Annotated in this window: 23 protein-coding genes; 13 read left to right on the forward strand and 10 right to left on the reverse strand. The window is 62.7% G+C overall.

All coding sequences use genetic code 11. From position 1 onward, the window contains the following. Nucleotides 1-95 precede the first annotated feature (95 nt). From RH950_RS09335 to RH950_RS09350, 4 genes are read left to right on the forward strand one after another with little or no spacing between them, the layout of a single operon-like run. Entirely contained in the window at nt 96-632 is a 537-nt protein-coding gene (locus RH950_RS09335) for a phosphonopyruvate decarboxylase (protein ID WP_350056000.1), read from the forward strand. A 2-nt stretch (nt 633-634) separates the two neighbouring features. Then, nucleotides 635-1216, forward strand: coding sequence for a thiamine pyrophosphate-dependent enzyme (locus RH950_RS09340; RefSeq protein ID WP_350056002.1), 582 nt, complete (start codon nt 635-637; stop codon nt 1214-1216). 36 nt (nt 1217-1252) lie between these two features. Next, complete coding sequence (locus RH950_RS09345) at nt 1253-2407, forward strand: acyl-CoA dehydrogenase family protein (RefSeq protein WP_350056004.1); 1155 nt, start codon at nt 1253-1255, stop codon at nt 2405-2407. A 10-nt stretch (nt 2408-2417) separates the two neighbouring features. Further along, nucleotides 2418-3518, forward strand: coding sequence for a CaiB/BaiF CoA transferase family protein (locus RH950_RS09350; RefSeq protein WP_350056006.1), 1101 nt, complete (start codon nt 2418-2420; stop codon nt 3516-3518). A gap of 23 nt (nt 3519-3541) precedes the next feature. Here the strand turns inward: RH950_RS09350 and RH950_RS09355 are convergent, their stop codons facing one another. Continuing rightward, nucleotides 3542-4426, reverse strand: a complete 885-nt coding sequence (locus RH950_RS09355; RefSeq protein WP_350056008.1) for a dienelactone hydrolase family protein — start codon at nt 4424-4426, stop codon at nt 3542-3544. A 151-nt stretch (nt 4427-4577) separates the two neighbouring features. Between RH950_RS09355 and RH950_RS09360 the strand changes: the two genes are divergently transcribed. Next, nucleotides 4578-5015 carry a type II 3-dehydroquinate dehydratase gene (locus tag RH950_RS09360; protein WP_350056010.1) on the forward strand — a complete coding sequence of 146 codons (438 nt, stop codon included), beginning with the start codon at nt 4578-4580 and terminating at the stop codon, nt 5013-5015. A 12-nt stretch (nt 5016-5027) separates the two neighbouring features. Here the strand turns inward: RH950_RS09360 and RH950_RS09365 are convergent, their stop codons facing one another. Together RH950_RS09365 and RH950_RS09370 are read right to left on the reverse strand one after the other, a co-directional pair. Then, nucleotides 5028-6593, reverse strand: a complete 1566-nt coding sequence (locus tag RH950_RS09365; RefSeq protein ID WP_350056012.1) for a sensor histidine kinase — start codon at nt 6591-6593, stop codon at nt 5028-5030. 32 nt (nt 6594-6625) lie between these two features. Beyond that, the gene (locus RH950_RS09370) at nt 6626-7030 is read right to left on the reverse strand and encodes a hypothetical protein (RefSeq protein WP_350056014.1); all 405 of its coding nucleotides are present in this window, start codon (nt 7028-7030) and stop codon (nt 6626-6628) included. Nucleotides 7031-7243: 213 nt separating this feature from the next. Here RH950_RS09370 and RH950_RS09375 point away from each other — a divergent pair, with 213 nt between their 5' ends. Continuing rightward, nucleotides 7244-7840 carry a LysE family translocator gene (locus RH950_RS09375; protein ID WP_350056016.1) on the forward strand — a complete coding sequence of 199 codons (597 nt, stop codon included), beginning with the start codon at nt 7244-7246 and terminating at the stop codon, nt 7838-7840. A 5-nt stretch (nt 7841-7845) separates the two neighbouring features. Continuing rightward, nucleotides 7846-8991, forward strand: a complete 1146-nt coding sequence (locus RH950_RS09380) for a DSD1 family PLP-dependent enzyme (RefSeq protein WP_350056018.1) — start codon at nt 7846-7848, stop codon at nt 8989-8991. Here RH950_RS09380 and RH950_RS09385 read toward each other — a convergent pair. Continuing rightward, the gene (locus RH950_RS09385; protein ID WP_350056020.1) at nt 8988-9866 is read right to left on the reverse strand and encodes a LysR family transcriptional regulator; all 879 of its coding nucleotides are present in this window, start codon (nt 9864-9866) and stop codon (nt 8988-8990) included. The genes RH950_RS09380 and RH950_RS09385 overlap by 4 nt on opposite strands. A 90-nt stretch (nt 9867-9956) precedes the next feature. Here RH950_RS09385 and RH950_RS09390 point away from each other — a divergent pair, with 90 nt between their 5' ends. The 4 genes from RH950_RS09390 (at nt 9957) to RH950_RS09405 (ending at nt 14129) form a co-directional block, all read left to right on the forward strand. After that, nucleotides 9957-10910: a PLP-dependent cysteine synthase family protein gene (locus tag RH950_RS09390; RefSeq protein WP_350056022.1), complete on the forward strand. Its 954-nt coding sequence runs from the start codon at nt 9957-9959 to the stop codon at nt 10908-10910. Then, nucleotides 10903-11583, forward strand: coding sequence for a DNA-3-methyladenine glycosylase I (locus RH950_RS09395; RefSeq protein ID WP_350056024.1), 681 nt, complete (start codon nt 10903-10905; stop codon nt 11581-11583). The genes RH950_RS09390 and RH950_RS09395 overlap by 8 nt, the downstream gene beginning before the upstream one ends. 134 nt (nt 11584-11717) lie before the next feature. Next, on the forward strand, nt 11718-12677 hold the full coding sequence (locus tag RH950_RS09400; protein ID WP_350056026.1) for an NAD(P)-dependent oxidoreductase: 960 nt from the start codon (nt 11718-11720) through the stop codon (nt 12675-12677). Nucleotides 12678-12704: 27 nt separating this feature from the next. Further along, nucleotides 12705-14129 carry an aldehyde dehydrogenase family protein gene (locus tag RH950_RS09405; protein ID WP_350056028.1) on the forward strand — a complete coding sequence of 475 codons (1425 nt, stop codon included), beginning with the start codon at nt 12705-12707 and terminating at the stop codon, nt 14127-14129. A 231-nt stretch (nt 14130-14360) separates the two neighbouring features. Here the strand turns inward: RH950_RS09405 and RH950_RS09410 are convergent, their stop codons facing one another. Further along, nucleotides 14361-15131: a DUF3750 domain-containing protein gene (locus RH950_RS09410; RefSeq protein WP_350056030.1), complete on the reverse strand. Its 771-nt coding sequence runs from the start codon at nt 15129-15131 to the stop codon at nt 14361-14363. Nucleotides 15132-15212: 81 nt separating this feature from the next. Next, entirely contained in the window at nt 15213-18701 is a 3489-nt protein-coding gene (locus RH950_RS09415) for an indolepyruvate ferredoxin oxidoreductase family protein (RefSeq protein ID WP_350056032.1), read from the reverse strand. 312 nt (nt 18702-19013) lie between these two features. Between RH950_RS09415 and RH950_RS09420 the strand changes: the two genes are divergently transcribed. Further along, nucleotides 19014-20006 carry an NAD-dependent epimerase/dehydratase family protein gene (locus tag RH950_RS09420; protein ID WP_350056034.1) on the forward strand — a complete coding sequence of 331 codons (993 nt, stop codon included), beginning with the start codon at nt 19014-19016 and terminating at the stop codon, nt 20004-20006. Nucleotides 20007-20200: 194 nt separating this feature from the next. Here RH950_RS09420 and RH950_RS09425 read toward each other — a convergent pair whose 3' ends face one another. After that, nucleotides 20201-20902 carry a pirin family protein gene (locus tag RH950_RS09425; protein WP_350056036.1) on the reverse strand — a complete coding sequence of 234 codons (702 nt, stop codon included), beginning with the start codon at nt 20900-20902 and terminating at the stop codon, nt 20201-20203. Nucleotides 20903-20930: 28 nt separating this feature from the next. Then, nucleotides 20931-21530 carry an NAD(P)H:quinone oxidoreductase gene (gene wrbA / locus RH950_RS09430; protein ID WP_350056037.1) on the reverse strand — a complete coding sequence of 200 codons (600 nt, stop codon included), beginning with the start codon at nt 21528-21530 and terminating at the stop codon, nt 20931-20933. A gap of 125 nt (nt 21531-21655) precedes the next feature. Here wrbA and RH950_RS09435 point away from each other — a divergent pair, with 125 nt between their 5' ends. Continuing rightward, nucleotides 21656-22576 carry a LysR family transcriptional regulator gene (locus RH950_RS09435; protein ID WP_350056038.1) on the forward strand — a complete coding sequence of 307 codons (921 nt, stop codon included), beginning with the start codon at nt 21656-21658 and terminating at the stop codon, nt 22574-22576. Between the two features lie 4 nt (nt 22577-22580). Here RH950_RS09435 and RH950_RS09440 read toward each other — a convergent pair whose 3' ends face one another. Both RH950_RS09440 and RH950_RS09445 read right to left on the reverse strand, forming a co-directional pair. Further along, nucleotides 22581-23069, reverse strand: coding sequence for a tetratricopeptide repeat protein (locus tag RH950_RS09440; protein WP_350056040.1), 489 nt, complete (start codon nt 23067-23069; stop codon nt 22581-22583). 110 nt (nt 23070-23179) lie between these two features. After that, nucleotides 23180-24442 (reverse strand): TIGR04372 family glycosyltransferase, encoded by a 1263-nt coding sequence (locus tag RH950_RS09445; protein ID WP_350056042.1) that lies wholly within the window; start codon nt 24440-24442, stop codon nt 23180-23182. Nucleotides 24443-24703 lie beyond the last annotated feature (261 nt).

Genomic DNA, 24703 nt, shown 5'->3' on the forward strand with positions numbered 1-24703 from the left:
CACGGCATAGCTGAATGAGAAATATGCTTCTCGTATTTTGCTTCCGTGAACGCTACGCCAGTATTTTCCGCCGTTCATCAAGGTCTGGAGTCGCAATGACCGCAGTGCCCGCCGAAGAGGCCCCATCCTGGCAGGATGAGATTCTGCCGATCCTGAAAAGTTTCGATGTCCGTCATCTGGTCTATGTGCCCGATGCGGGACACGCCTCGGCGATTCGGGAGGCGGAGAAGGATAACGGCATCACGTCCCTCGCGCTGACCACGGAGGAAGAGGGCATCGGCTATCTCTCCGGTGCCTGGCTCGGCGGTGAGCGCGGGGCTTTGCTGATGCAGTCCAGCGGCGTCGGCAATTGCCTCAATACCCTGGCGTTGCAGACCATGAGCCGCTTTCCCTTGCTGATGCTGGTGACCATGCGCGGCGACTGGGCAGAGTTCAATCCGTGGCAGAACCCGATGGGGCAGGCGACCGAGGCTGCCCTGAAGCTGATGGGGGTCCGGACCTGGCGGGCCGACCAGCCGGAAGAGGTCGCGCATCTGGTGCATGGCGCGGCCACAATGGCGTTCAACGGTGACGAAGCCTGCGCGGTGCTGCTTGGACAAAGCCTGATCGGTGAAAAGAAGTGGGTGAAATGACCATGACCGGATCTCTCGACCGCCGCGCCGTCACGGCGAAACTTCTCGAAGACCGTGGCGATCTTCTGGTTGTCACCGGGCTCGGCTCACCCAGCTACGATGTCATGGCCGCTGGCGACCACGATCTTAACTATTACCTCTGGGCCGCCATGGGCAGTGCCGCGACGGTCGGTTTTGGCCTGGCCATGACCCAGCGTGAGAAGCCGGTTCTGGTGCTGACCGGTGATGGCGAGATGCTGATGGGACTTGGGGCGCTTGCCTCCATCGGCCAGAAGCTGCCGCCGAACCTGACCATCGCCGTGCTCGATAACGGGCATTACGGCGAGACCGGCATGCAGACCAGCCACACCGGACGGGATATCGAACTTGCCCGCTTCGCCGAGGCGGCCAACTTCCCCTGGACCCGGGTGGTGACGGACATGGACGGCGTGGCCGATTTGCGTGCCCGCATGCAGTCGCAGAGCGGCACGTCCTTCGCCGCGATCAAGATCGCCGCCGAGAACCTTCCGCGCGCCCTGCCGCCGCGCGATGGCGTGCATGTGAAGAACCGCTTCCGGGCTGCCCTCGGCCTCTCGACCATCTGATCTGCCGGGCAACAGAACGCCCCACTGGAGAGAATTATGTCTGCCAACGACTACAACGATATCCGTGAAGCAGTGCAGGCGCTCTGTGCCGACTTCCCGCCGGAATATCATCGCGGGATCGATGAGAAGCGCGGCTATCCCGAAGAGTTTGTCGATGCCCTGACCAAGGCCGGCTGGATGGCCGCGCTGATCCCCGAAGAATTCGGCGGCTCCGGCCTTGGCCTGACCGAAGCCTCCGTCATCATGGAGGAGATCAACCGGTCCGGCGGCAATTCCGGCGCCTGCCACGGCCAGATGTATAATATGGGCACCCTGCTGCGGCACGGCTCCGACGCCCAGAAGCAGCTCTATCTGCCGAAGATCGCCAGCGGCGAGCTGCGTCTGCAGTCCATGGGCGTGACCGAGCCGACGACCGGCACCGACACAACCAAGATCAAGACCAAGGCGGAGCGCAAGGGCGACCGCTATGTCATCAACGGCCAGAAAGTCTGGATCTCCCGCATCCAGCATTCGGACCTGATGATCCTCTTGGCCCGGACCACGCCGCTGGAGGATGTGAAGAAGAAGTCCGAAGGCATGTCGATCTTCATCGTCGATCTGCGCGATGCCATCGGCAACGGCATGACGGTGCAGCCGATCCTGAACATGGTGAACCACGAGACCAACGAGCTGTTCTTCGACAATCTGGAAATCCCGGTCGAGAACCTGATCGGCGAAGAGGGAAAGGGGTTCAAATACATTCTTGACGGCCTCAATGCCGAGCGCACGCTGATCGCGGCGGAATGTATCGGCGACGGCTACTGGTTCATCGACAAGGTAACCGAGTACGTGAAGGAGCGGATCGTCTTCGGCCGCCCCATCGGCCAGAACCAGGGTGTGCAGTTCCCGATTGCCGAGGCCCATATCGAGATCGAGGCCGCCAACCTGATGCGCTACGAGGCCTGCCGCCTGTTCGACGCGCATGAACCCTGCGGTGCGCAGGCCAACATGGCGAAATACCTCGCGGCGAAAGCCTCCTGGGAAGCGGCCAATGCCTGCATCCAGTTCCATGGCGGCTTCGGCTTCGCCTGCGAATATGACGTCGAGCGCAAGTTCCGCGAGACCCGGCTGTACCAGGTGGCGCCGATCTCGACCAACCTGATCCTGAGCTATGTCGCCGAGCATGTGCTCGGCATGCCCCGTTCTTTCTGAGGTTCATCACATGCGACTTCCCCTCGAAGGCCTGACGGTCCTCGCCCTGGAGCAGGCCGTGGCGGCGCCTTTCTGTACCGCGCGTCTCGCCGATGCCGGTGCCCGGGTGATCAAGATCGAGCGGCCCGAGGGCGATTTCGCCCGGGGCTATGACGACGTTGCCAAAGGCCAGAGCAGCTATTTCGTCTGGCTCAACCGCGGCAAGGAATCCGTAATTCTCGATCTCGCGTCTTCCGAGGGCAAGGCGGAGTTGAGGGAACTTATCGAGAGCGCGGACATTCTGGTCCAGAACCTGAAGCCCGGTGCCGTGGAGCGTCTCGGCTTCCCGATCGAGGAACTGCGCCAGAGTTATCCGCGTCTGATTACGTTGTCCATCAGCGGCTATGGCGACGAAGGACCGCTTGCCGCCCGCAAGGCCTATGATCTGCTGATCCAGGCTGAATCCGGATTGTGCTCCATCACCGGCGGGCCGGAAGAGCCGGCGCGTGTCGGTGTCTCCATCGTCGATATCGCCACGGGCCAGACGGCCCATGCGGCCGTGCTGGAAGCACTGATCGCCCGCTCGATCAGCGGCGAGGGCGTGGATATCCGGATCTCGATGTTCGATGTCATGGCCGACTGGATGACCGTGCCGCTGCTCAACCACGAGGGCGGCAAGACGCCTGCGCGGATGGGACTCCGGCATCCCTCCATCGCGCCCTATGGCGTGTTCGAGACCATGGATGGCGTACCCCTGTTGATCTCGATCCAGAGCGACCGGGAATGGGCCAGCCTGTGCCGCCATGTCCTTGACGATGAGAGCGTTATCACGGATGAGCGGTTCGCCACCAATGTCGTCCGGGTGCGCCACCGGGCGGAGACCGATGCCCTGGTCGGGCGGGCCTTCCTGGCAAGGGAGGCTGCGGCGCTTGAGGCGGTGCTGGACGGTGCGGCCATTGCCTTTGCCAGGGTGAATGATACGGCGGCCCTGTCGTCGCATCCGCATCTGCGGCGGATCACCGTCGCGACACCCGAGGGGCCGGTCTCCTATCCGGCCCCGGCGGCGATCTTTGTGGGCGCGCCTCGGGATTACCGCCCTGTTCCGGGACTGGGCGAGCGGCCGGACCGGTAATCCCGCAGGCCCCGCGCCGCCGCCTACCCCTTCAGCGTGGAGGCAAAGAAGGCCGTGGTCCGGTCCCAGGCGAGTTTTGCAGCGGCCTCGTCATAGCGGGGGGTCGAGTTGTTGTGGAAGCCGTGATTGGTGCCGGGATAGATGTGGATCTCATGATCGACACCGTTCGCCGTGAGCGCGGCCTTGAAATTCTCGATCCCGGCATTTACCCGGGGATCCTGTTCCGCGTAATGGGCCAAGAGCGGTGCCTTGATCCGGGCCACATCCGCGTCCGCCGGCTGGCGCCCGTAGAACGGAACACCGGCATCGAGTTCGGCCCCCATTTCCACGGCGAGATAGCCCACAACACCGCCGCCGAAGCAGAAGCCCGTGGCGCCGAGCTTGCCGTTCGACAGCGGATGGGATTTCAGGAATTTCGCGCCGTTCAGCATGTCGACATGGATCTTGCTCCGGTCGAGACCGGCCTGCAGGACCTTGCCGTCATCGTCATTGCCGGGATACCCGCCGGCCGGCCAGAGCCCGTCGGGCGCAAAGGCTAGAAACCCGGCAATTGCGGCCCGCCGGGCGACATCCTCGATATAGGGGTTGAGACCGCGGTTTTCGTGGATCACCAGGACGGCGGGAAACGGCCCGTCGCCTGTCGGCTGCACCAGATAGCCCCGCATCTCGCCGCTGTTGCCGCCCGGTGAATCATAGGTCTCGTAGGTCGCCTTGATCCGGGGATCGGTGAAGGAAACGGTCTGTGCGGCCGCGTAATTCGGCAGCAGGGCTTCGGCCATGGCGAGGCCGGAGCCGCCGATCACAGCGATGGTCGAGGCCCGCTTCAGGAACTCGCGGCGCTTCATGCTGCTGTGGCAATATTCATCGTAGAGCGCGTAGATCTTCGGATCGATTTTCGGCGTGTCCATCTCACCCCTCCATGAGCGTTTTCTCATCATTTCGTTAGATGAGATTAATCCAAAATGCGGTAAACCGAGAGACCGTGAGGCAGCTCCCCTTGCTGAACAAGATCAAAGGCGCGTTACTTGAGGCACTAAATCAAGAGGGAGGCGAAATGCCGTGACGCACAAGATCCATATCCTGAACGGGCCGAATCTGAACAAGCTCGGCAAGCGCGAACCTGAGATCTATGGCTACACGACTCTTGGCGAAATCGAGCAGTGGTGCAGCAAGGCGGCGCGGGGCCCGCTTGAATTCAAGCAGACCAACCATGAAGGCGCGCTGATCGAGATGATCCACCAGGCGGAGGACGAGGCCGACGGGCTGATCATCAATCCGGCTGGCTACAGCTTCACCTCGGTCGGAGTGTTCGATGCCCTGAAGATTGTCGAGGGGCCGGTGATCGAGCTGCACATCTCGAACATTCATGCCCGCGACGCGCTGCACCAGCATTCCCTGCTGTCGGCGGCAGTGACCGCGGTGATCTGCGGCCTTGGCCCGCGCGGTTATCTGACCGCGATGGGGGCGATGTACGAGATGCTGGATGCGCGGGGTTGAGGGCTTGGAAGGTCAGCCGGCCTTCTGGACCGGCGGAAGATCGTTGATTGCGGAGCGCATATACCCTACCCGCGCGCCCGGTAGCCAGACGGAGACCGTCGTGCCGACGCCGACCTCGCTCTCCAGGGTGAGCGAGCCGCCATGGAGTTCGACCATCATCTGGGCGAGTGGCAGGCCGAGGCCGGTACCGCTCTGCGATGCGGTAATCTCGTTGTCCAGACGCTCGAACGTTGCGAGCGCCCGGGGGATCTGGTCCGCGGACATGCCTTTCCCGGTATCCCGGATATAGAACTCGATTCCGCCTTTGCGGGGATCCCCGTGGCGCGGGTGCAGCGTCGCGGTGATATGAACACTGCCGCCGTTTGGCGTGTATTTCACGGCATTGCCGAGCAGGTTGAGGAAGACCTGCTTGATCTTCGTTGCATCCACATCAAGCACCAGCTCTGGATCGATCGCGGAGCGGTGCAGGCTGATGCTGCGTTCCTGAGCCAGCGGCATGACCAGGCGCGTGCATTCCGCCAGCAGAACCTCGACGCTGACGATTCCCTCTTCAAGAGTGTCCTGACCGGCCTCGATCCGGGCGATATCGAGCAATTCGTTGATGATCTTCAGCAGGTGGCGGCCACTATCCCGGATATCCTCGGAGAACTCCCGGTACCGGTCATTCTCCAGTTTGCCAAGCGTGCCCTGTACCATGATGTCGGAGAAACCGATGATCGCGTTGAGGGGCGTCCGCAACTCGTGGCTCATGGCGCGCAGGAATCGGGTTTTGGAGAAATTGGCGAATTCAGCTGATTTCTTTGCGAGTTCCAGAGCACGCGTGCGGTCTGAGACGCGGTCTTCCAACTGGCGGTTCAGGTCGCTCAGATCGGCTTCGGAGCGGCGCAATTCCTCATTCGCGCTGACCAGGGCCTGCTCGCGCTGTCGTTCGCGCTCGACCATGGCATTGTAGGATCTGACCACCATTCCAATCTCGTCCCGGCCCTTCCAGTCCGCAGTCTGCAGTTCGCCGCTTTCGGACGAGTTCCGGATGGCGTCGAGCAGCCGTGACAGAGGTCGCTCCACCAGGAACGCAAACCCCATGGCAACGGCAATCAAGGTTGCCATGAAGGCGACGGCGATGACGGAAAGGCCCAGCGCGTATTCGAATTTCCGGGTTGCTTGCAGTTCGGCATCCGTGAACAGGACACGCAGCTCCCATTTCCGGTTGACGGATACCGGGACCCTGATCTCGAGGCCCTCCATCCCTGGCGGACAGCCCTGTGCGGAGGGCAGCGCGGCAACGGACCGGTCGCCAATCTTGGTCAGTTCCGCGCACAGGAATGCCCGATCCGCTGCCAGTGGTGAGAGCAGGTCGCGGGCCAGGGAAGGATCTTCATTCGCATGGTGGCGATCAAGTGCGAGGGCGGTACGGGCCGCCAGGTTGCCGATGCGTGTCGCCAGCAGTTCTTCGTCGGCGAGTGAGGTTGTTTGCAGAAGCAGCCAGACGCCGGGTGCAGTAAGGGCAAGGAAAGCCATGCCGACAATTGCCAGAAGCTTCACCTTGAGGCGTTTTGTAAAAGCCGGCGTGCTGTTCATGTTCATTGCTCGGATGTGCGCGGTCGTGCGTTTCAGCGCAACCTTGCGACCTTTCCATCGGACATCAGCTGTTTCAGCAGTTTCCGGTCGGCTACGGCCGTGTGGAACACCACATAGCCGGATTCTCCGTCCGCCATGTAGTAGTCGACAGGCACGTTCTTCCCGTCGTCATCGCGGAAGTCGAAGCAGAGCACATAATGCGTGCCCATGGTCAGGATCATGGGGTGTGCCGTCACCGGGTGCAGACGATGCACGTCTCCGTCTTTCGGATCGAGATAAAGCATCATGCCATTGACGAGAGTTCCGTCCACATGCCGCTGCATGGATGCCTGAATCGATGCCTTTTCAGCCAGGCTAAGGGCCGAGGCCGGCAGGGGGGACGCAAGGACCGTTGCCAGCGCGACAAGGCTGAAGATGAAAATGTGCAACCGGGTCATGATATCTCTCAGCATCTTTCAGTCTGGAATGATCAGTCATTTTTATCATCGGAAGTTAAATAAGCCGTTAACCGCATAAGTTTGGATTTTCCCCGACTCGTTCGGTCGAGAATAGCGTCTGTTCAGCAACAGGAATCCGAAGCATTTGACAGCGGGAGTGATGCGGATAGTCTCCCCGTCACGTTGGATTTTTCTCCAGTCTTCAGAGACCTCATGCTGACATTCGCCACGGCCATTTTCTTTTTGATCATCACGCCGGGAATTGGCGTGCTGACAACCGCGGGTATCGGTGCCGGGTTCGGCGCTGCCGCCGGGGCGCGTTTCTTGGTCGGTCTGTTTATCGGGACCAACGCGGTCGCAATCTTTGTGATCAGCGGCATCGCCGCAGTGGTCCTGGCAAATCCGGTGCTGGGCCCGATCCTGCTCTACGGCTCGGCGGCCTATCTGCTCTATCTGGCCTTCCGGATCGGCTGGGCTGGCTCGAAGATCGCTTTCGTCGAAAGGCAGAGCGCGCCAGGGGCGCTCGGCGGGTTCGGGCTGCAGCTGATCAACCCGAAGGCCTATGCGGTGAATACGACCCTGTTTTCCGGGTTCCATTTCATGCCAGAGAACCTGAGCATGGAGATTGCACTGAAATTCCTGATCATCAACGCGATCTGGATACCGGTGCATCTGACCTGGCTGTGGGCAGGGGTTTCGCTGAAAAGGCTGGACCTCTCCGACCGCACACAATCTCTGATCAACAAGGGCATGGCGTTGTCGATGCTGATCGTGGTCGTTCTGGCCGCGTGGCCTCGCGAGGGAGGATAAAGATCATGGACGGAACGGGAATGCCGGAAGTCGGGTTTGATGCGCCCGCGGTGGAGGGCATGAAGGAAGCGGATATTCAGACGCCGTGCCTTGTCATCGACCTTGACGCCTTTGAGCACAATGTCGCCGCCATGCGCGGTTTTGCGGCGGATATGGGGGTCGATCTGCGCGTGCACGGCAAGATGCACAAATCGGCCGACATTGCCCGCTACCAGATCGAAAAGGGCGGCGCCGTCGGGGTTTGCTGCCAGAAGGTGTCGGAGGCCGAGGCCTTCGCGCGCGGTGGCATTGCCGACATCCTGATCACCAACCAGGTGCGCAGCCCGCTGATGGTCGAGCGGCTGGCGCAACTGGCGAAGAAGATCCGTGTCGGCGTCTGTATCGACGATATCGATAATGTGGCCGAACTGTCCGAGGCCGCGGTCCGCGCGGGCAGCGAGATCGAGGTTCTGGTGGAGATCGATTGCGGCGCCGGGCGCTGCGGTGTCGCACCGGGCGCTGCTGCCGTGGATCTGGCGAAAGCCATCATTGCCGCGCCGGGACTGTCCTTTCGCGGTATTCAGGCCTATCACGGCGGCGCGCAGCATGTGCGGGACTTTGCCGAGCGCAGGGCCCAGATCGAGGCGGCGATCGGTCACGCACGCGATACGCGTGACCGGCTGGTGGACGCGGGCATCGGCTGCCCGAGCGTGACCGGGGCGGGCACCGGCTCCTATCCGTTCGAGGGCAATTCCGGCGTTTACACGGAAATACAGTGCGGTTCCTACGCCTTCATGGACGCCGATTACCAGCAGGTCCGGGACGAGGGGGGCGCGCCGATCTCCGAATTCAGGAACGCGTTTTTCCTGCTCACGAGCGTGATGAGCACTGCCAAGCCGGGGCAGGCGGTCTGCGATGCGGGTCTCAAGGTGCAGAGCGTCGATTCCGGCCTGCCGGTGATCTTCGGGCGGGACGATGTCGAATATGTCGCCTGCTCCGACGAGCACGGCACCATCCGCGATCCGGGCGACGTGCTGCGGATCAACGAAAAGCTGAAGCTGGTGCCGGGCCATTGCGATCCGACCTGCAATATCCATGACTGGTATGTCGGCGTGCGCGGCGGTGCGGTCGAATGTCTCTGGCCGGTGACGGCACGCGGCAAAGCTTACTAGCCCGCCCCGACATAGAACGCCTTCCACTCCTCGAAATGCGCCACCAGCGCATCCCGGAACAGCCGGACCCGGGCGGTCCGGCGCAGGTCTGACCGGTACAGCAACCAGATGCTGCGGTCGGGCAGCAAAACGGCGCCGGGGACTCTCTGCAGATCCTCGACGCTGTCACCGAGAAAACAGGGCAGCAGGGTCAGATAGGGGCCGCTCCGGGCGACGCCGATCTGCGTGCGGTGCTCCTGCGCATTGTGCCGGAGCGGCAGATCCGGATAGCCGGTATTATCGGTCCATGGCCGTTCGTCGTGGGGCTCTTTCCAGCCCAACCAGGCGACGGACGGATCGCCTGCCGCAAGCCGGGCGCAGGTCGCCGGGGTGGCGAAGGCGGTCTTGTTGTATTGCAGGATACGCTGGCCGACGGCCTCATCCTCGACGGCGAAGGCCATGCGCACAGAGATTTCCGCTTCAAGATCGGCAAGGCGGGAAAAACGGTCCCCGACATCGAGATCAAGATCGATCCCCGGATAGCGATCCGCGAAATCCGGAAGCATTCCTGAAAGACCGGCCTCGAACAGGGCAAAGGGCAGGCTGATCCGGATCGTCCCGGCCAGTGCCTCGTCCCTGCCGCCAACTGCGGCCCGGACATTGCGGAAGGACTCCTCCATCTGTTCCGCATGGAGTGTCAGCTCAAGTCCAGCCTCCGTCACCACCAGACCATTGCGGGAGCGGTCGAACAGACGGGCGCCCAGCGTCGCCTCCAGCCGCTTAAGCCGTTGCAGGACGGTGCCGTGATTGACCCCGAGCATATCTGCGGCCTTGCGCAGGGAACCTTGCCTGTGGAGGGCGAGGAAGAAGCGGAGATCATCCCAGTCTGTGTTCAAAATAATATCCGGTTTGTTCGAATAACTCGGTCTTAGCGTTTTTAAAATATACGCCTACGGTCCGCTTCACCAAGTTTCCCGGAGGTGGTTGTGACTGATGCCGAAAATTCCATACTGAACCGGATCGGCAACACGCCGCTGATCGCGTTGAAGACGCTGGCGCCCGAAGGCTCCGCACGGGTGTTCCTGAAGATCGAAAGCGAGAACCCGACCGGCAGCATGAAGGACCGCATGGCGCTGGCCATGATCGAGGCGGCTGAAAGAGATGGTCGTCTGCGGCCCGGCGCGCCGGTGGTGGAATATACCGGCGGCAGCACGGGCGTTTCCCTGGCCATGGTCTGCGCCGTGAAGGGCTATTCGCTGCACATCGTTTCGTCTGATGCGTTCAGCATCGAGAAACGGCGTCACATGCAGGCGCTGGGCGCGGATCTGACCGTTGTGGCAAGTGACAGAGGCCGGATGGATGCGGCCCTGACCCGGGCCATGATTGCCGAGGCGGACAGAATCAGGCGTGAGACCGGCGCCTTCTGGACCGATCAGCTGAAGAATGCGGACCAGCTTGCCGCCTATCACGCGATGGGCGCGGAGATCTGGGAGCAGACGGACGGCGCGGTGGATGCGTTCGTGCAGGCGACCGGAACGGCGGCGTCGGCGCGCGGTGTGTCGGAATTCCTGAAAGCGAGGCGCCGCTCCATCCGGACGGTCGCGATCGAGCCGACCGAGTCGGCGGTTCATTCCGGTGGCGAGACCGGGGCGCACCGGATCGAGGGTGTGGGCGCGGGTTTCGTCGTGCCGCTCTGGGACCCGTCGCCGATTGACGAAGTTGCAACCGTCTCGACCGGCGATGCCATGGCCATGGCGCGGCGGCTCGCCCGGGAAGAGGGCATCTTCGCCGGCACCTCAACTGGCGCAAACCTGATCGTGGCGCTGCGGGTTGCTGGGGATCTGGGCCCGAACCATTGCGTCGTCACCATAATGTGTGACAGCGGGGTCAAATATCTCAGCACGGAACTCTACAACCGCACGGACCAGGCTGATGAGTGAGTCTTATCGGGAAATCCGCGCCCGCGCCGAGGCGCATCACGGCGGCGCACAGGAGGTCGACGCGCGCCTCGCCGATCTTGCCGAAGCACGGGACCCGGCTGCTCTGCCTGACGACCGGGTCCTCGCCGAGATGGCCAAACGGGTCTTCCAGGCCGGGTTTGTCTGGAAAATCATCGAAAGCAAATGGCCGGGCTTCGAAGAAGCCTTCGACGGCTTTGATGTCGCGGTGAACAGCGAGATGAGCGAGGAGCGATTGTCGGTGCTCCTCGCCGATACCGGAATCATCCGCAACAAGCCCAAGATCCTGGCTGTGCGCGACAATGCCCGGCTGGTTGAGCAGATGGCCGCAATCGACGGCAGCGCCGGCCGTTTCATCGCCAACTGGGATGCCGGCGACCAGATCGGTCTGCTCGATTATCTGAAGAAGCACGGCAACAGGCTTGGCGGTCTGACCGGACAGTATTTCCTGCGCTTTGTCGGGCGTGACGGGTTTGTTCTGTCGAAGGATGTCACCGCGGCACTGAAGACGGCAGGCGTGATTGACGGGCCTGCCACGTCCCGATCCGCGCTGACCAAGATCCAGGCCGCCTTCAACCGGTGGGGCGAGGAAAGCGGCCAGTCACAGACCGCGATCAGCCGGACTCTGGCGCTGTCGGTCGGACCGAAGATGTGAAGAGGCCCGGTTACTGGCGCCGTTGCGGCTTTCATAAGCTCAGCTTGATTTGCCGATAATTATTTATTGATTTCCTTTTGCGTCCCATCTCGCCAATCTCCCGGTTTCGAAGCGCCAGACAGCGGGGAATGGCAATGAAAATTGGGTTTATCGGGCTCGGCAATGTCGGGGCGAAACTGGCCGGGTGCCTGATCCGGAATGGCGCGGATCTGACCGTCCGGGATCTCGACCCGGCGCATGTGCAGCCCTTCCTCGACAAGGGCGCGGCGTTCGGCGAGAGCCCGAAAGCCATGGCCGCGGCCTGCGACGTGATCATCACCTGCCTGCCCAGCCCGGCGATTTCCGCCGCCGTGATGGAAGGCGAGGACGGCATTCTCGCGGGCCTGACGCCGGGCACCATCTGGGCTGAGATGTCGACCACCCATGCCGAGGAGGTGAAGCGGCTCGGTGCTCTCGTGACGGCAAAGGGCGGGGAAGCCGTCGATTGCCCCGTCTCAGGCGGCTGTCACCGGGCGGCGACGGGCAATATCGCCATTCTTGCCGGCTGCCCCCGTCCGACCTTCGAGAAGATCCTGCCGGTCCTCACCATGATGGGCAGGCGCATCCTGCACACGGGCGACCTCGGCACCGCCTCGGTGCTGAAGGTGATGACCAACTACCTTGCGACCGTCAATCTCATCTCCGTTTGCGAAGCCTTGGTCACCTCCAAGGCGGCCGGCATGGATCTCAACACCACCTTCGAGGCGATCAAGATCTCGTCGGGAAATTCCTTCGTGCACGAGACGGAAAGCCAGGTCATCCTGAACGGCTCGCGCGATATCAGCTTCACCATGGATCTGGTGCTGAAGGATATCGGGCTGTTCCAGGAAATTGCCGAAACCCACGGCGTGCCGCTCGAGGTCTCGCCGCTGATCAACAGGATCTTTGCTGACGGGATCGAGCGGTTTGGCCCGCGTGAGCTGTCGCCGAACATCATCAAGCGCCTGGAAGAGGCAACCGGTCTCGACATCACCGCCCCCGGTTTCCCGACGGAGATGGAAGATGACGAGCCGGAAGAGCCGGGTTATGAAATTGTCCCTCAAGGCCGTGCATAATCAGGCCTTCATAACCGGGAGAAAGCCATGCTGGACAGGCGCGCATTCTATATCGACGGCACCTGGGCTGCCCCATCCGAAGCCCGCGATTTCGAGGTGCTAAACCCGGCGACGGAAGAGCCGGTGGCGGTAATCTCCCTGGCTTGCGATGCGGATGTGGACCGGGCGGTGCAGGCCGCACGGGAAGCGTTCGAGATGTGGAGCGAGACGGCGGTTTCCGAACGCGCGGCGTTGTTGCGCCGGGCGCTGGAGATTTATCTCCGCCGCCAGGACGAGATCGCCGAGACGATCACGCTTGAAATGGGTGCGCCGCGCGACTTCTCCCGGGACAGCCAGGCGCCCTGCGGCGATGCTCTTCTGGCGGCGGCGATCGAAGCGCTCGAGGCGCATCACTTCGAGCGGCCGAGCCTGCGTGGCGGCAGCACATTGAGGGACGAGGCGGCGGGCGTCGCCGGGCTGATCACGCCATGGAACTGGCCGGTCAATCAGGTCATGGCCAAGGTCGCTTCGGCCCTTGCCGCCGGGTGCACCATGGTTCTGAAACCGAGCGAGTACGCCCCACTCTCCGCCGGGATCGTCGCCGAGGTGCTTGCCGAGGCCGGCTGCCCGCCCGGCGTGTTCAACATGGTGCATGGGGATGGCCCCGTCACCGGCGCCGCGCTCTCCGCCCATCCGGAAATCGACCTGCTGTCCTTCACCGGCTCCACCCGGGCGGGGCAGCTGGTGATGACCGCCGCCGCCGACGGCATCCGCCGGGTGGCACTGGAGCTTGGCGGCAAGTCGCCGAACATCCTGTTCGCCGACGCGGACCTGCCGGCGGCCGTAAAGTTCAGCGTCGAGAACTGTTTCTCCAACAGCGGCCAGTCCTGCGACGCGCCGACCCGCCTGCTGGTGGAGAAGAGCGTCTATGACGAAGCCGTCACGATGGCCGGCCGCTTTGCGGCGGACATCAAGGTCGGCGACCCGCAACAGCCGGGCAACCATATTGGCCCGCTGGTGAACCGCATCCAGTTCGAGCGGGTGCAGGGCCATATCCGCAAGGGGATCGAGGAGGGCGCCCGCGTCGTCACCGGCGGGCTCGGCAAGCCGGAAGGCTTCCAGACCGGCTTCTTCGTCAAGCCGACCCTGTTCGCCGATGTCAGCAACGACATGCATATCGCCCAAAACGAGATCTTCGGCCCGGTGTTGGTGATGATCCCGTTCGATGGCGAGGACGAGGCGGTCCGGATCGGCAACGACACGCCCTACGGCCTCGCCGCCTATATCCAGACCGGCGACCCGGAAAAGGCCCAACGCGTCGCCCGGCGGCTGCGGGCGGGCAATGTCTATATCAACGGCAATTTCGCCGATACCGACGTGCCCTTCGGCGGGTTCAAGCAATCCGGCATCGGCCGCGAGAACGGCCCGATGGGACTGGAGGACTTCCTGGAGACCAAGGCGATCACGGGGTAGGGGAGCGTATCCCGACCCTTACCCCCAGTCGTGACCCCCGCGAGAGTGAGGACCCGGGGATCGTAGGGCTGTGCCCGTCATCACTGGGCCCCTGCGTCCGCAGGGATGACGGAATTTGGTGGGATAGCGGCTTCCCCGCCGAAGAGCGGGGATCTCTATGATCGCAGAGCAGGGACGCGGCCGGAGAATCCCGGGTCAGCCCCGGATGATGAACATGTGGGACGGTTTTCCTCAGTCCTGAAAGCCGATCCGTCCGACACCGGGCAGTTTCAGCGCTGGGTTCTTCAGGTCGATGCCCAGCGTCAGTCCGAGCACATTGACTTCCACACCTTCCTCCAGTGCCAGCATGACTCCGGCGAGACCAAAGAGGGAGAGCTGGTAGCCGGTGCCGCTCGGCGCCTCCGCGAAGATACCGCCTTCCGGCAGGAAGTCCTTGCCGACGGCGGTCGGCGGCAGGTCGAGCCGGAGCTCGGGCACCTGGCGGGCGATATGGGCGGTGAAGGTATTGCTGTTCGGGCCGGGCCAGACCCGGTAGCTGCCGGGATGCGGATAGGACTTTGCGGCAGCGACGATGCGGGGGATCAGGGTTTCGGCTTCCGGGCCACGAATCTCCCGCAGCAGATCGGGCTTTGAGCCGAACCAGTAGCCGTCCGGGTTACCGTTGGTGGCCCGCACGGCGGTATTGGAATGCCGCAATTGCCAGCCCATCACTTCGAAACGGGTGTAGTGCGCGGCATCGGGCTGCTTGACGGCGACCCAGGTATGCACACCGAAGATGCCGCGCCAGCTCCAGGCGCGGGCGGCATAGACATGAATCACGGCTTCCGGGGTCGTTTCGGGTGATGGCGCGATCTCGGCGGAATCCCGCCGTGCCTGGCTCCAGTGCGTTGGGCCTTCCGCCCATTTTCCGACGGCACTGGCTGCGAGTGGCAGGCCAAGCAGACCGACCAGTACCAGACCGAACAAGGTGATGCGTTTGAAGAGAGTCCTGGTGCGTGCCATCAGGATGAAATGGGGTGGGCGCGGGCGTATGCAAGACCGGCCCCGGAGACAGGGACCGGTCTTGCCATTTGCCAGGCCATTTTATTCGGCGGCGTCGCGGGTCGCTTCGGGATTGCGGAAGGCGTTGAGCGCCTCTTCCCGGCGGGTGGCCGCCTTCGTCAGATGCCGTTCCTTCACATGGCCATAGCCACGGATATGTTCCGGCACGGTTGCGAGGGTCACGGCGGCGGCATGGTTCTCGCTGGAAAGACCGCGCACGACCTCTTCCATGTCGGTGAAATAGTCTTCGATCAGCCGGCGTTCGGTGCGCCGTTCCTCTGTCCGGCCGAACGGATCGAAGGCGGTCCCGCGCAAGCCCTTCAGCTTCGCCAGAACGCCGAACGCGGTGAAGATCCACGGCCCGTAGGCACGCTTTTTCAGCTCGCCGGTCTCCGGGTCGCGCTGGGCCAGCAGCGGCGGCGCAAGGTTTACTTCAAGCTTGAATTTTCCGTCGAACTGCTCGTCAAGCTGCTGCCGGAAGGCCGGGTCGGTATAGAGCCGGGCGACCTCGTACTCGTCCTTGTAGGCCATCAGCTTGTAGGCATAGCGGGCCACGGCTTCTGACAGTTTCTCCGAGCCGGGCAGGACCCGTTCCTCTGCTGCCCGAACGGTCTCGACCAGCCCGGCATAGCGCGCGGCATAGCCGGCATTCTGATAGGCGGTGAGCTCCGCGATGCGCCGTTGGATGGTCTCGTCGAGAGTGGCGGACAGACCGAGATGCTTCGGCTGTTCCACCACCGGGGCGGCGGCTTTCTCGACCGCGGCGAGGTCATGCGCGGCCCGGCGGCCCCAGAGGAACGCCTTCTTGTTGAACTCGACCGCGACCCCGTTCAGCTCAACCGCCTTGAGGATGGCCTCGCCCGTCAGCGGCACCTGGCCGAGCTGGTAGGCATAGCCGAGCATGAAGAGGTTGGAGGCGATGCTGTCACCGAGCAGGCCGGTGGCGATCCGATTGGCATCCAGGAAGTGGGTGGAGTTTTCGCCGCAGGAACTCTTCAGTGCCGCTTTCACCGCTTCGGCCGGGAATTGCAGGTCCGGGTTCTGGGTGAAGGCGCCGTTCATGGTCTGCTGGATGTTCACGATGGCGGTGGTGTCGCCAAGGCTGAGCTTGGACAGGCTGTCGACGCCGACCGCCGTGATCATGTCGCAGGCCAGTAGCAGGTTGGCCGATCCGGCGGCGATCCGCACCGCATGCAGGTCTTCGGGCTTTTTCGCCAGCCGGACATGGGTGACGACGGAGCCGTTTTTCTGGGCGAGGCCGATCTGGTCGAGGACGGTGACGCCCTTGTCTTCCAGATGCGCGGCCATGCCGAGCAGGGCGCCGATGGTAACGACGCCGGTGCCGCCGATACCGGTGACGACGATGTTGTACGGATGATCCAGTGCCGGGAGCGCGGGCTCCGGCAGGACCGGGAAGATATCCGCCCGTGCCGAGGCTTCGGGCTTTGCGCCGGTCTTCTTGCGAAGTCCGCCGCCGACCACATTGACGAAGCTCGGGCAGAAGCCCTTGGCGCAGGAATAATCCTTGTTGCAGGAATTCTGGTCGATGGCCCGCTTGCGGCCGAACTCGGTTTCGACCGGGGTGAGCGAGACGCAGTTGGACTGCACGCCGCAATCGCCGCAGCCTTCGCAGACCTGCTGGTTGATGAAGAGCCGCTTTTCCGGCTCCGGCAGCAGGCCGCGCTTGCGGCGCCGGCGCTTCTCGGTGGCGCAGGTCTGATCGTACAGGATGATGGTCACGCCTTCGGTGTCGCGCAGCTCCTTCTGCACCGTATCCAGCTCGTCCCGGTGATGCAGGGTGGCGAAATCCGGCCAGTGGGTGCCGAGCGGGTATTTATCCGGCTCGTCGGTGATGATGCGCAGGGCGGCGACCCGTTCGGCGGCGACCTGGTTGGCGATCTCCAGCACCGAAAAGGCGCCTTCGGCCGGCTGGCCGCCGGTCATGGCGACGGCGTCGTTATAGAGGATCTTGTAGGTGATGTTCACATTCGCGGCGACGGCGGCGCGAATCGCCAGGACGCCGGAATGGGTGTAGGTGCCGTCGCCCAGATTGACGAACATGTGCTTGTGCTCGGTGAACGGCGCCATGCCAATCCATGGCGAGCCCTCGGCGCCCATCTGGGTGAAGGTCTTTGTCTCCCTGTGCGGCATCCAGCTGGCCAGGAAGTGGCAGCCGATGCCGGCGAAGGAGATGCTGCCGTCCGGCACCTTCGTCGAGGTGTTGTGCGGGCAGCCGGAGCAGAAATAGGGGATGCGCTGGAAATCCGTCACCGGCTTCAGCGCGGTCTTGGCATGGTCTTCCAGGAAGCTCAGCCGGTCGCGCAGACGGGTATGGTCGCGCAGCTTCAGGATGCGCCGGGCAAGCAGCCGGGCGATGCTGCTGGCGGACAGCTCACCGTTGGTCGGCATGACGGTGGCGCCGGTCTCGTCCTTCTTGCCGACGACATGCGGCCGGTCGGCGAGGTCAAACAGGATCTGCTTCACCTGCTCCTCGATCAGCGGGCGCTTCTCCTCGATCACCAGCACTTCCTCGAGCCCGGCGGCGAATTCCTTCAGCCCCTCCGGCTCCAGCGGCCAGGGCATGGCGACCTTGTAGATCCTCAGGCCGAGATCGGCGGCTTCCTGGTCGGATATGCCGAGATCGTCGAGCGCCTGACGGACATCGAGATAGGACTTGCCGACGGTGATGATGCCGATCCGGGGCTTTGGGCTGTCCAGCATCACCTTGTCGAGGCGGTTGGCCCGGGCGAAGGCGAGCACGGCGGGCAGCTTGTGGCTGTGCAGCCGCTCCTCCTGCTCCAGCCAGGGGTCCGGCCAGCGGATATTCAGTCCGCCTTCCGGCAGCACGAAATCATCGGGGGTCACGATCTCGAGCTGAAGCGGATCGATATCGATGGAGGCGGAGCTGTCCATATTCTCCGCCGTTGCCTTCAGTCCGACCCAGCAGCCACTGAACCGGGACATGGCGAACCCGTAGAGTCCGTAATCCAGCACATCCTGCACGCCGGCCGGATGCAGCATCGGAATGCAGGCATCCATGAAGGCATATTCGCTCTGGTGCGGGATGGTGGAGGATTTGGCCACATGGTCGTCGCCGGCGATCGCCAGCACGCCGCCATGTTCCGCCGAGCCGGCGAAGTTCGCGTGCTTGAAGGCATCGCCGGAGCGGTCGACGCCGGGGCCCTTGCCGTACCATATGGAGAAGACGCCGTCATATTTGGCGCCGGGATAGAGTCCAGTCTGCTGGCTGCCCCAGACGGCGGTGGCCGCGAGGTCCTCGTTCAGGCCGGGCTCGAAATGGATATGGTTCTTCTTCACGAACTCCCGGGCACGCCAGAGCTGCATGTCGTAGGTGCCGAGCGGGGAGCCGCGATAGCCGGAGATGAAGCAGGCGGTGTTGAGATCTCTCGCTGCATCGCGCTGTCGCTGTGCCATGGGCACGCGCACGAGCGCCTGAATGCCGGTCATGTAAACCCGCCCCCGGTCGAGGGCGTATTTGTCGTCGAGCGAGACGGACTTGAGTGCCGTCATGATATCTCCCCGGCAATTCTGGGTGCCGATTGTCCCGGCACTCCACTTGATTCATTTGTCATTAAGGTATGCCGCTACAGGGGAGGCGGCAATCCGTGCGGAGGCTGGCCCGCAAAAACGCAAGAAATCGACAAACCGGCGCGACAGAACGACGCAGTTTTTCGTTAATCCTGTCCCGCGCGAAATGAAAAGCCTGCGCCGATCCCGCACCGTTGAATGTGAAATTCCTGTTTCGGGAGCTTGGCGCCCCGAATTCCTTCCGGCATAAGGGACCCGGGAAATTCCACTGCTCCACCGATCCGGAAGAGGCTCATGACGATACTGCTGACTGGCGCTGCAGGGTTCATCGGCATGCATGTGGCGGAGCTGCTGCTGGCACGCGGCGAGCGCGTCGTCGGGATCGACAATCTCAACAGCTATTACGATCCGGCCCTGAAGCAGGCCCGTCTGAAAAACCTCGAAGGCCGCAACGGCTTCACCTTCGAGGCGCTGGACATTGCGGACGGGGACGCGGTCATGGGACTGACGGCGCGCTATCCCGATATCGACCGGGTGGTGCATCTCGCGGCGCAGGCCGGGGTGCGCTATTCCATCGAAAACCCGGGCGACTACGTCCGCAGCAACCTTGTCGGCCATGCCAACATGCTGGAATTCGTGCGCGGCCTGATGGGGCGGCCGGGCGGCTGCAGGAGCTTCGTCTATGCCTCCTCCTCGTCGGTCTATGGCGCGAACAAGGAAATGCCCTTCAGCACCGAGCAGAAGACGGACAGCCCGGTTTCCTTCTACGGCGCGACCAAGAAGGCGAACGAGCTGCTGAGCTATTCCTATGCCCATCTCTACCGGGTGCCGTCCATCGGCCTGCGCTTCTTCACGGTGTACGGGCCGTGGGGCCGGCCGGACATGTCGCCCTGGCTGTTCACCAGCGCCATCCTCGAAGGCCGGCCGATCAAGGTCTTCAACAATGGCGACATGATGCGCGACTTCACCTACATCGCGGATATCGCGGCGGGTGTGGTCGGTGCGCTCGACACCCCGCCGTCGGGTGAGGGCGAGGAATGTCCGCACAAGGTCTACAACATCGGCAACAACACGCCGGTGAAGCTGCTGGATTATATCCGGGTGATCGAGAAGGCCTGCGGCACTGAGGCGATCATGGACATGCAGCCGATGCAGCCGGGCGACGTCTACGCCACCTACGCCAATATCGACCCGGCATCAGAGGATTTCGGATACGCGCCGAGCACGCCAATCGAGGAAGGCATCCCCGCCTTCGTCGACTGGTACCGTACATATCACGGGATCTGAGGGGCGGATTTCGCTCCTCTTGTTCCCCAAACCCAAATCGTCATCCCCATGCAAATGGGGACCCAGGGATGACGGGACAAACTCTAGGATCCCTGGGTTCCCGCGTACGCGGGAATGACGGTGATGGGGGAAGCTTTCACACTTCAAAAAAAACTCATCCCTGCCAGCGCGGGGATGAGCAGAAAAGGTTCAGTTCAGGCGACGTCGACCATGACGATGTCCGTATCGCCGAGGGCGAGCACGGTGATCTTGTCCTCGCCGGTGACGACAATGCCGTCCCGCGCTTCGGCGAACGCACCATTGACCTCGACCGGGGCGTCGGTCGAGACGAGATAGCCCTGCCGTCCGGCGCCGAAGCTATAGGTCACTTCCTCGCCGGTCTTCAGTTTGGCGCCGAGGACGGCGGCATCCTGGTGAATGGGGAGGGCAGTGCCGGCCGCATCTTCCGGACGGCCCGATGCCAGGGGGGTGAAACTGCCAGACGACTTATCCGGAAAGCTCATGGAACCCCAGCCCGGCTCATGGCCCGTCCGGTCGGGATGGATCCAGATCTGGAAGATCTGGGTGTCCTCGTCCTCCTGATTGTATTCCGCATGCACGATGCCGGTCCCGGCATGCATCACCTGCACGTCGCCCGCGACGGTCCGGCCCTCGTTGCCGAGCCGGTCCGTGTGGGTGATCGCCCCTTTTCGGACATAGGTGATAATTTCCATGTCCTTGTGCGGATGCGGATCGAATCCGGTTTTCGGTTTGATCGTATCGTCGTTCCAGACCCGGAGCGGGCCGAGGCCCATGCGCTTCGGGTCGTGATACTGGCCGAAACTGAAATGGTGATGGGCATTCAGCCAGCCGAATTGGACCGCGCCAAGCGAGTCGAAGTGTCTGACGTCAATCATGCTACGCACTCCTTGTCGGGTGTGATTGTCAGCCGGCGAGCTTCTTCGCGATGCCGGCGACATGTTTGCCCTGATATTCTGCGATCGAGAGCTCCAGGTCGCTCGGCTGACGGCTTCCGTCCGGGCCCGCGATCGTGCCGGCTCCGTACGGAGAGCCGCCGCGGACTTCGGTAATGTTCGTCAGTCCTTCCGCACCATAGGGCACGCCGACAACGATCATGCCGTGATGCATCAGCGTCGGGATGGTGGTGAGAATGGTCGACTCGTTGCCGCCGCCGGTGCCGGTGGAGGTGAAGACGCTGCCGACCTTGCCGACCAGTGCCCCCTTGGCCCAGAGGCCGCCGGTCTGGTCGAGGAAGTTGCGCATCTGCGAAGCCATGTTGCCGAACCGGGTCGGGGTGCCGAAGATGATCGCGTCATAGTCGGCAAGCTCCGACGGTGTCGCCACCGGGGCGTCCTGATCCAGCTTGATGCCGGCATTCTTGGCGATATCGTCCGGCATCAGTTCCGGAACGCGTTTCACCGTCACCTCGACGCCGTCGACACTGGCGGCGCCTTTGGCGACTGCACCGGCCATGGTTTCAATATGGCCATAGGATGAATAGTAAAGGACGAGAAGCCTGGTCATGATGTGTCTCCTGCGACGGGGTTGCATGGTCGCTTCGAGACGGAAGTTGGGGATATTGGCAATTTCGAACAATATGGGTAAATTGAACAAATTTGTTTCTTCATGGAAACGATGAGTGGGTTGAAATGCTGGATAACCTGACCGGGCTGGTGGTGTTTGCGAAAGTCGTCGAGGAAGGCGGGTTCTCGAAGGCTGCGGCCAGCCTCGGTATCTCGAAATCCTCGGTCTCGAAGCAAGTGAGCGCGTTGGAGGATCATCTCGGCACGAGGCTGCTGAACCGGACGACGCGCCGCTTCAGCCTGACCGAGACCGGAACCCTGCTGTATGAGCGCTGCCAGCGTATCGTGGCGGAGGTCGATGCGGCAGAGCGCGAGGCGGGCTCCCTGCAATCGAACCCGAGCGGGCGCCTGCGGATCAGCGCCGGGGTCTCCTTCGGTCGCCTGCATCTGTCAAAGGTGCTGCCAGACTTCCTGTTCGAGTATCCCGAACTCTCCATCGAACTGGTCCTGAACGACCGGCGGGTGGATCTGGTCGAGGAAGGCTACGATGTCGCGCTGCGGATCGGCCGGCTGGCGGATTCGACGCTGATTGCCCGCAAGCTCTGCAAGGCGCACCAGATCACGGTGGCATCACCGGATTATCTGTTCAAGCGCGGTGAGCCCCGGCACCCTGGCGACCTCGCCGGGCATGACCATCTTGCCTACAGTTACCTGAATGAGGGAACGGCCTGGGATTTCCGGATCGACGGCCGGGCGCAGCAATACCGGATTGCGCCACGCCTGGTGACGAATAACGGGGATGCTATCCTGACCATGGTGGAGCAGGGCGGCGGCATCGCACAGCTGCCGACCTTCATTGCCGGTGACAGTATCCGCGCCGGCCGCCTGCAGCCGATCCTGACGGAATTCGCCGGGCTGCCCCTGGGTGTCTATGCGCTCTACCCAAATGCCCGGAATTTGCCGCTGAAGGTGCGCGTCTTCATCGATTTCCTGCGCAGGCGCTTCCGGGAAAGTCCGGGCTGGGACGAGGGCCTGGGGCTGGACTGATATCCTACCAGTCCGACCCGACTTTTCCGGTTTTCTTGTAGGACTCGATCATGTCGGCCAGCTTCTGGCGTTCGTCACAGCCTTTCCCGCCGATGCAGAGATCACTAAGGACCGCGAGCTTCTGTTCCGCTTCCTGTACCCGGCCGGTTTCCAGATAAAGCTTCGCCACATAGGCATTCGCCGCGAGGTTCTGCGGATCGATCTCCAGCGCCTTCTGATAGGCGAGTTCGGAATCCACATAGCGCTTGGTCTTGCGCAGGCTGAAGCCGATCAGCGTCCAGGCATCGGCGTCTTGCGGATCCTCGTCGACGAAAGACCGCATGATCTCGAGGCCCTTGGCGTAATCGCCATTCTCGATGGCCTTGACCCCGGCATGAAAGATCGGAGGGCGTTCGATCTCGCTGTTGCTGCTTTCAGGGAACACGGCAGTGGCCGCGTTCCCGCCGAGCGCAACAAGCAAAGCAATCAGGATTGGCAGACCGGCTCGGGCCATTCTCATCATCTCCCAACATGTTCTCCAGCGATACGCGCGGGAGAAGCTCCTGGACCTAATACTCGTTCCGCAAACCGGCAAGAATGTGGCGCGGCGCTTGAGGGTATCTCCTACCGGAGGAACCAAGGATTATCCATCATGAAGGACTGGCAGTAACGCGTCCATGGCAGGGCATAGGCATAGGTCTCGAAACGGTCCTGCTCCTCGGGGCCGCGTGCCGGCAGGGCCGCGCGGTAGCGTTCCAGATGGGTCCGGGACAGGTCGTGAAATCGGGCATCGAGTGTTCCGTCGGCCTTGAAGGACCCGTCCAGCCTTTGCTCCATTTCCATGACCGCAGCCAGGATCTGCTCCGGGCTGTTCTCCTCAAGCGCCACACCGACCCGTTCGAATCCCTCGACCGTGTTCTGCAGGAAAAGATCGCGCGCAAGCATCTCCTCATAGCCGACCGGCGCGCCGGTCGCCTTGTCCCTGTATGTCTTGAAGAGCAGCAAGTCCCGCGCGTTTAGCCAGTGGTCCGGCTGGATGTATCCGTTCACCAAGACCATTGGGGTATTGAGGATGCGGGCAATCGCTTCCGGGCCGGAGGCAGAGGTAATGGCAAAGCGCGCATGCGCCATGCAGCAGACATCCAGAATATCCGTGTAGTCCGGATGGTGCGGCAGATCGACCACCAGCGGGTTTTCGTGGTTCAGGCGAACCGACGTCGGGTCGCCGATCCGGAACACCCGGTAGCCTTTCGCGACAAGATGCTCGATCGCCGGCAGGTAATTCTCGATCCTGTTTGTACGGAAGTGATGATAGGCCATCTCCGGCAGGTAGCCCGTGTCCCGGACATGCAGGACGACCGACGGCCGGTCATCGTCGAAGCCCATCCTGGCAAGCAGCTGCTTGCCCTCCGCGAGCAGGTCTTCTGGCGGCGTCAGATGCCGGATCAGGTTGCCCGCCTCCAGATGCAGGACGAAATCGCGGAACAGGGCACTGGGAGAGAGCACGGCCCAGGTGAGAGGGCCGATATCCAGGACGCGGGCATTGAAATGGCCCATCATGACCAGCTTGCGGTTCATGGTTTCAAGAAAGTCGATCCTCGGCTCGTGCAGGCGCCTGACGCCCCGGCTGTGACCCTGAAACCGGTGATCGTGGATGATCGCGGCGATGGTCTGGTGGCTCTGTCCATACAGGTTGGCCAGAAGGAATGGCTCCAGGCACATGTGCCCGATCCGCGAGGCCGCGGGCAGCATGTAGGCGAGAGTCCGGTCGCCGCCTTGCATCAGCGGGCCGACCAGCTCCACCAGGCTTTGCAGATTGGCCTGCGAGAAGATCTCCTGCGTTGCCGCGAGATCCACCGATGCGAGTTCGGGTTTGCTGTCAGTCATCGGCCCGGCGTTCATTCAAGATACCCATGAGCGGAGTCTAGCCCGGCAAACCGGGCGATGACAGGGGCAGATGCCGATGCTTTGGGAATGCCATCCGGAACGCCATGAAATGGCCCTACACAGCACAGTAGAATTGTAAGCTGGTCTGCCGTTACGCTTTACCGTGCGGCGCGCCGTCAGGTGCCTGCGACAAAGCAGCATCCCGCCCTTGGTGGTTGATCGGGGCGCTCCCACACCTTAAAGAACCGCAGAGGCAGGCAT

It is taken from the genome of Nisaea sp. (assembly GCF_040217065.1).
GTDB lineage: Bacteria > Pseudomonadota > Alphaproteobacteria > Thalassobaculales > Thalassobaculaceae > Nisaea.

Excerpts from the sequence above, each read along its gene's own strand:
- RH950_RS09335 (WP_350056000.1), top strand. The coding sequence starts at position 96 with ATGACCGCAGTGCCCGCCGAAGAGGCCCCATCCTGGCAGGATGAGATT.
- RH950_RS09340 (WP_350056002.1), top strand. The coding sequence starts at position 635 with ATGACCGGATCTCTCGACCGCCGCGCCGTCACGGCGAAACTTCTCGAA.
- RH950_RS09345 (WP_350056004.1), top strand. The coding sequence starts at position 1,253 with ATGTCTGCCAACGACTACAACGATATCCGTGAAGCAGTGCAGGCGCTC.
- RH950_RS09350 (WP_350056006.1), top strand. The coding sequence starts at position 2,418 with ATGCGACTTCCCCTCGAAGGCCTGACGGTCCTCGCCCTGGAGCAGGCC.
- RH950_RS09355 (WP_350056008.1), bottom strand. The coding sequence starts at position 4,426 with ATGGACACGCCGAAAATCGATCCGAAGATCTACGCGCTCTACGATGAA.
- RH950_RS09365 (WP_350056012.1), bottom strand. The coding sequence starts at position 6,593 with ATGAACAGCACGCCGGCTTTTACAAAACGCCTCAAGGTGAAGCTTCTG.
- RH950_RS09370 (WP_350056014.1), bottom strand. The coding sequence starts at position 7,030 with ATGACCCGGTTGCACATTTTCATCTTCAGCCTTGTCGCGCTGGCAACG.
- RH950_RS09375 (WP_350056016.1), top strand. The coding sequence starts at position 7,244 with ATGCTGACATTCGCCACGGCCATTTTCTTTTTGATCATCACGCCGGGA.
- RH950_RS09380 (WP_350056018.1), top strand. The coding sequence starts at position 7,846 with ATGGACGGAACGGGAATGCCGGAAGTCGGGTTTGATGCGCCCGCGGTG.
- RH950_RS09395 (WP_350056024.1), top strand. The coding sequence starts at position 10,903 with ATGAGTGAGTCTTATCGGGAAATCCGCGCCCGCGCCGAGGCGCATCAC.
- RH950_RS09400 (WP_350056026.1), top strand. The coding sequence starts at position 11,718 with ATGAAAATTGGGTTTATCGGGCTCGGCAATGTCGGGGCGAAACTGGCC.
- RH950_RS09405 (WP_350056028.1), top strand. The coding sequence starts at position 12,705 with ATGCTGGACAGGCGCGCATTCTATATCGACGGCACCTGGGCTGCCCCA.
- RH950_RS09410 (WP_350056030.1), bottom strand. The coding sequence starts at position 15,131 with ATGGCACGCACCAGGACTCTCTTCAAACGCATCACCTTGTTCGGTCTG.
- RH950_RS09415 (WP_350056032.1), bottom strand. The coding sequence starts at position 18,701 with ATGACGGCACTCAAGTCCGTCTCGCTCGACGACAAATACGCCCTCGAC.
- RH950_RS09420 (WP_350056034.1), top strand. The coding sequence starts at position 19,014 with ATGACGATACTGCTGACTGGCGCTGCAGGGTTCATCGGCATGCATGTG.
- RH950_RS09425 (WP_350056036.1), bottom strand. The coding sequence starts at position 20,902 with ATGATTGACGTCAGACACTTCGACTCGCTTGGCGCGGTCCAATTCGGC.
- wrbA (WP_350056037.1), bottom strand. The coding sequence starts at position 21,530 with ATGACCAGGCTTCTCGTCCTTTACTATTCATCCTATGGCCATATTGAA.
- RH950_RS09435 (WP_350056038.1), top strand. The coding sequence starts at position 21,656 with ATGCTGGATAACCTGACCGGGCTGGTGGTGTTTGCGAAAGTCGTCGAG.
- RH950_RS09440 (WP_350056040.1), bottom strand. The coding sequence starts at position 23,069 with ATGGCCCGAGCCGGTCTGCCAATCCTGATTGCTTTGCTTGTTGCGCTC.
- RH950_RS09445 (WP_350056042.1), bottom strand. The coding sequence starts at position 24,442 with ATGACTGACAGCAAACCCGAACTCGCATCGGTGGATCTCGCGGCAACG.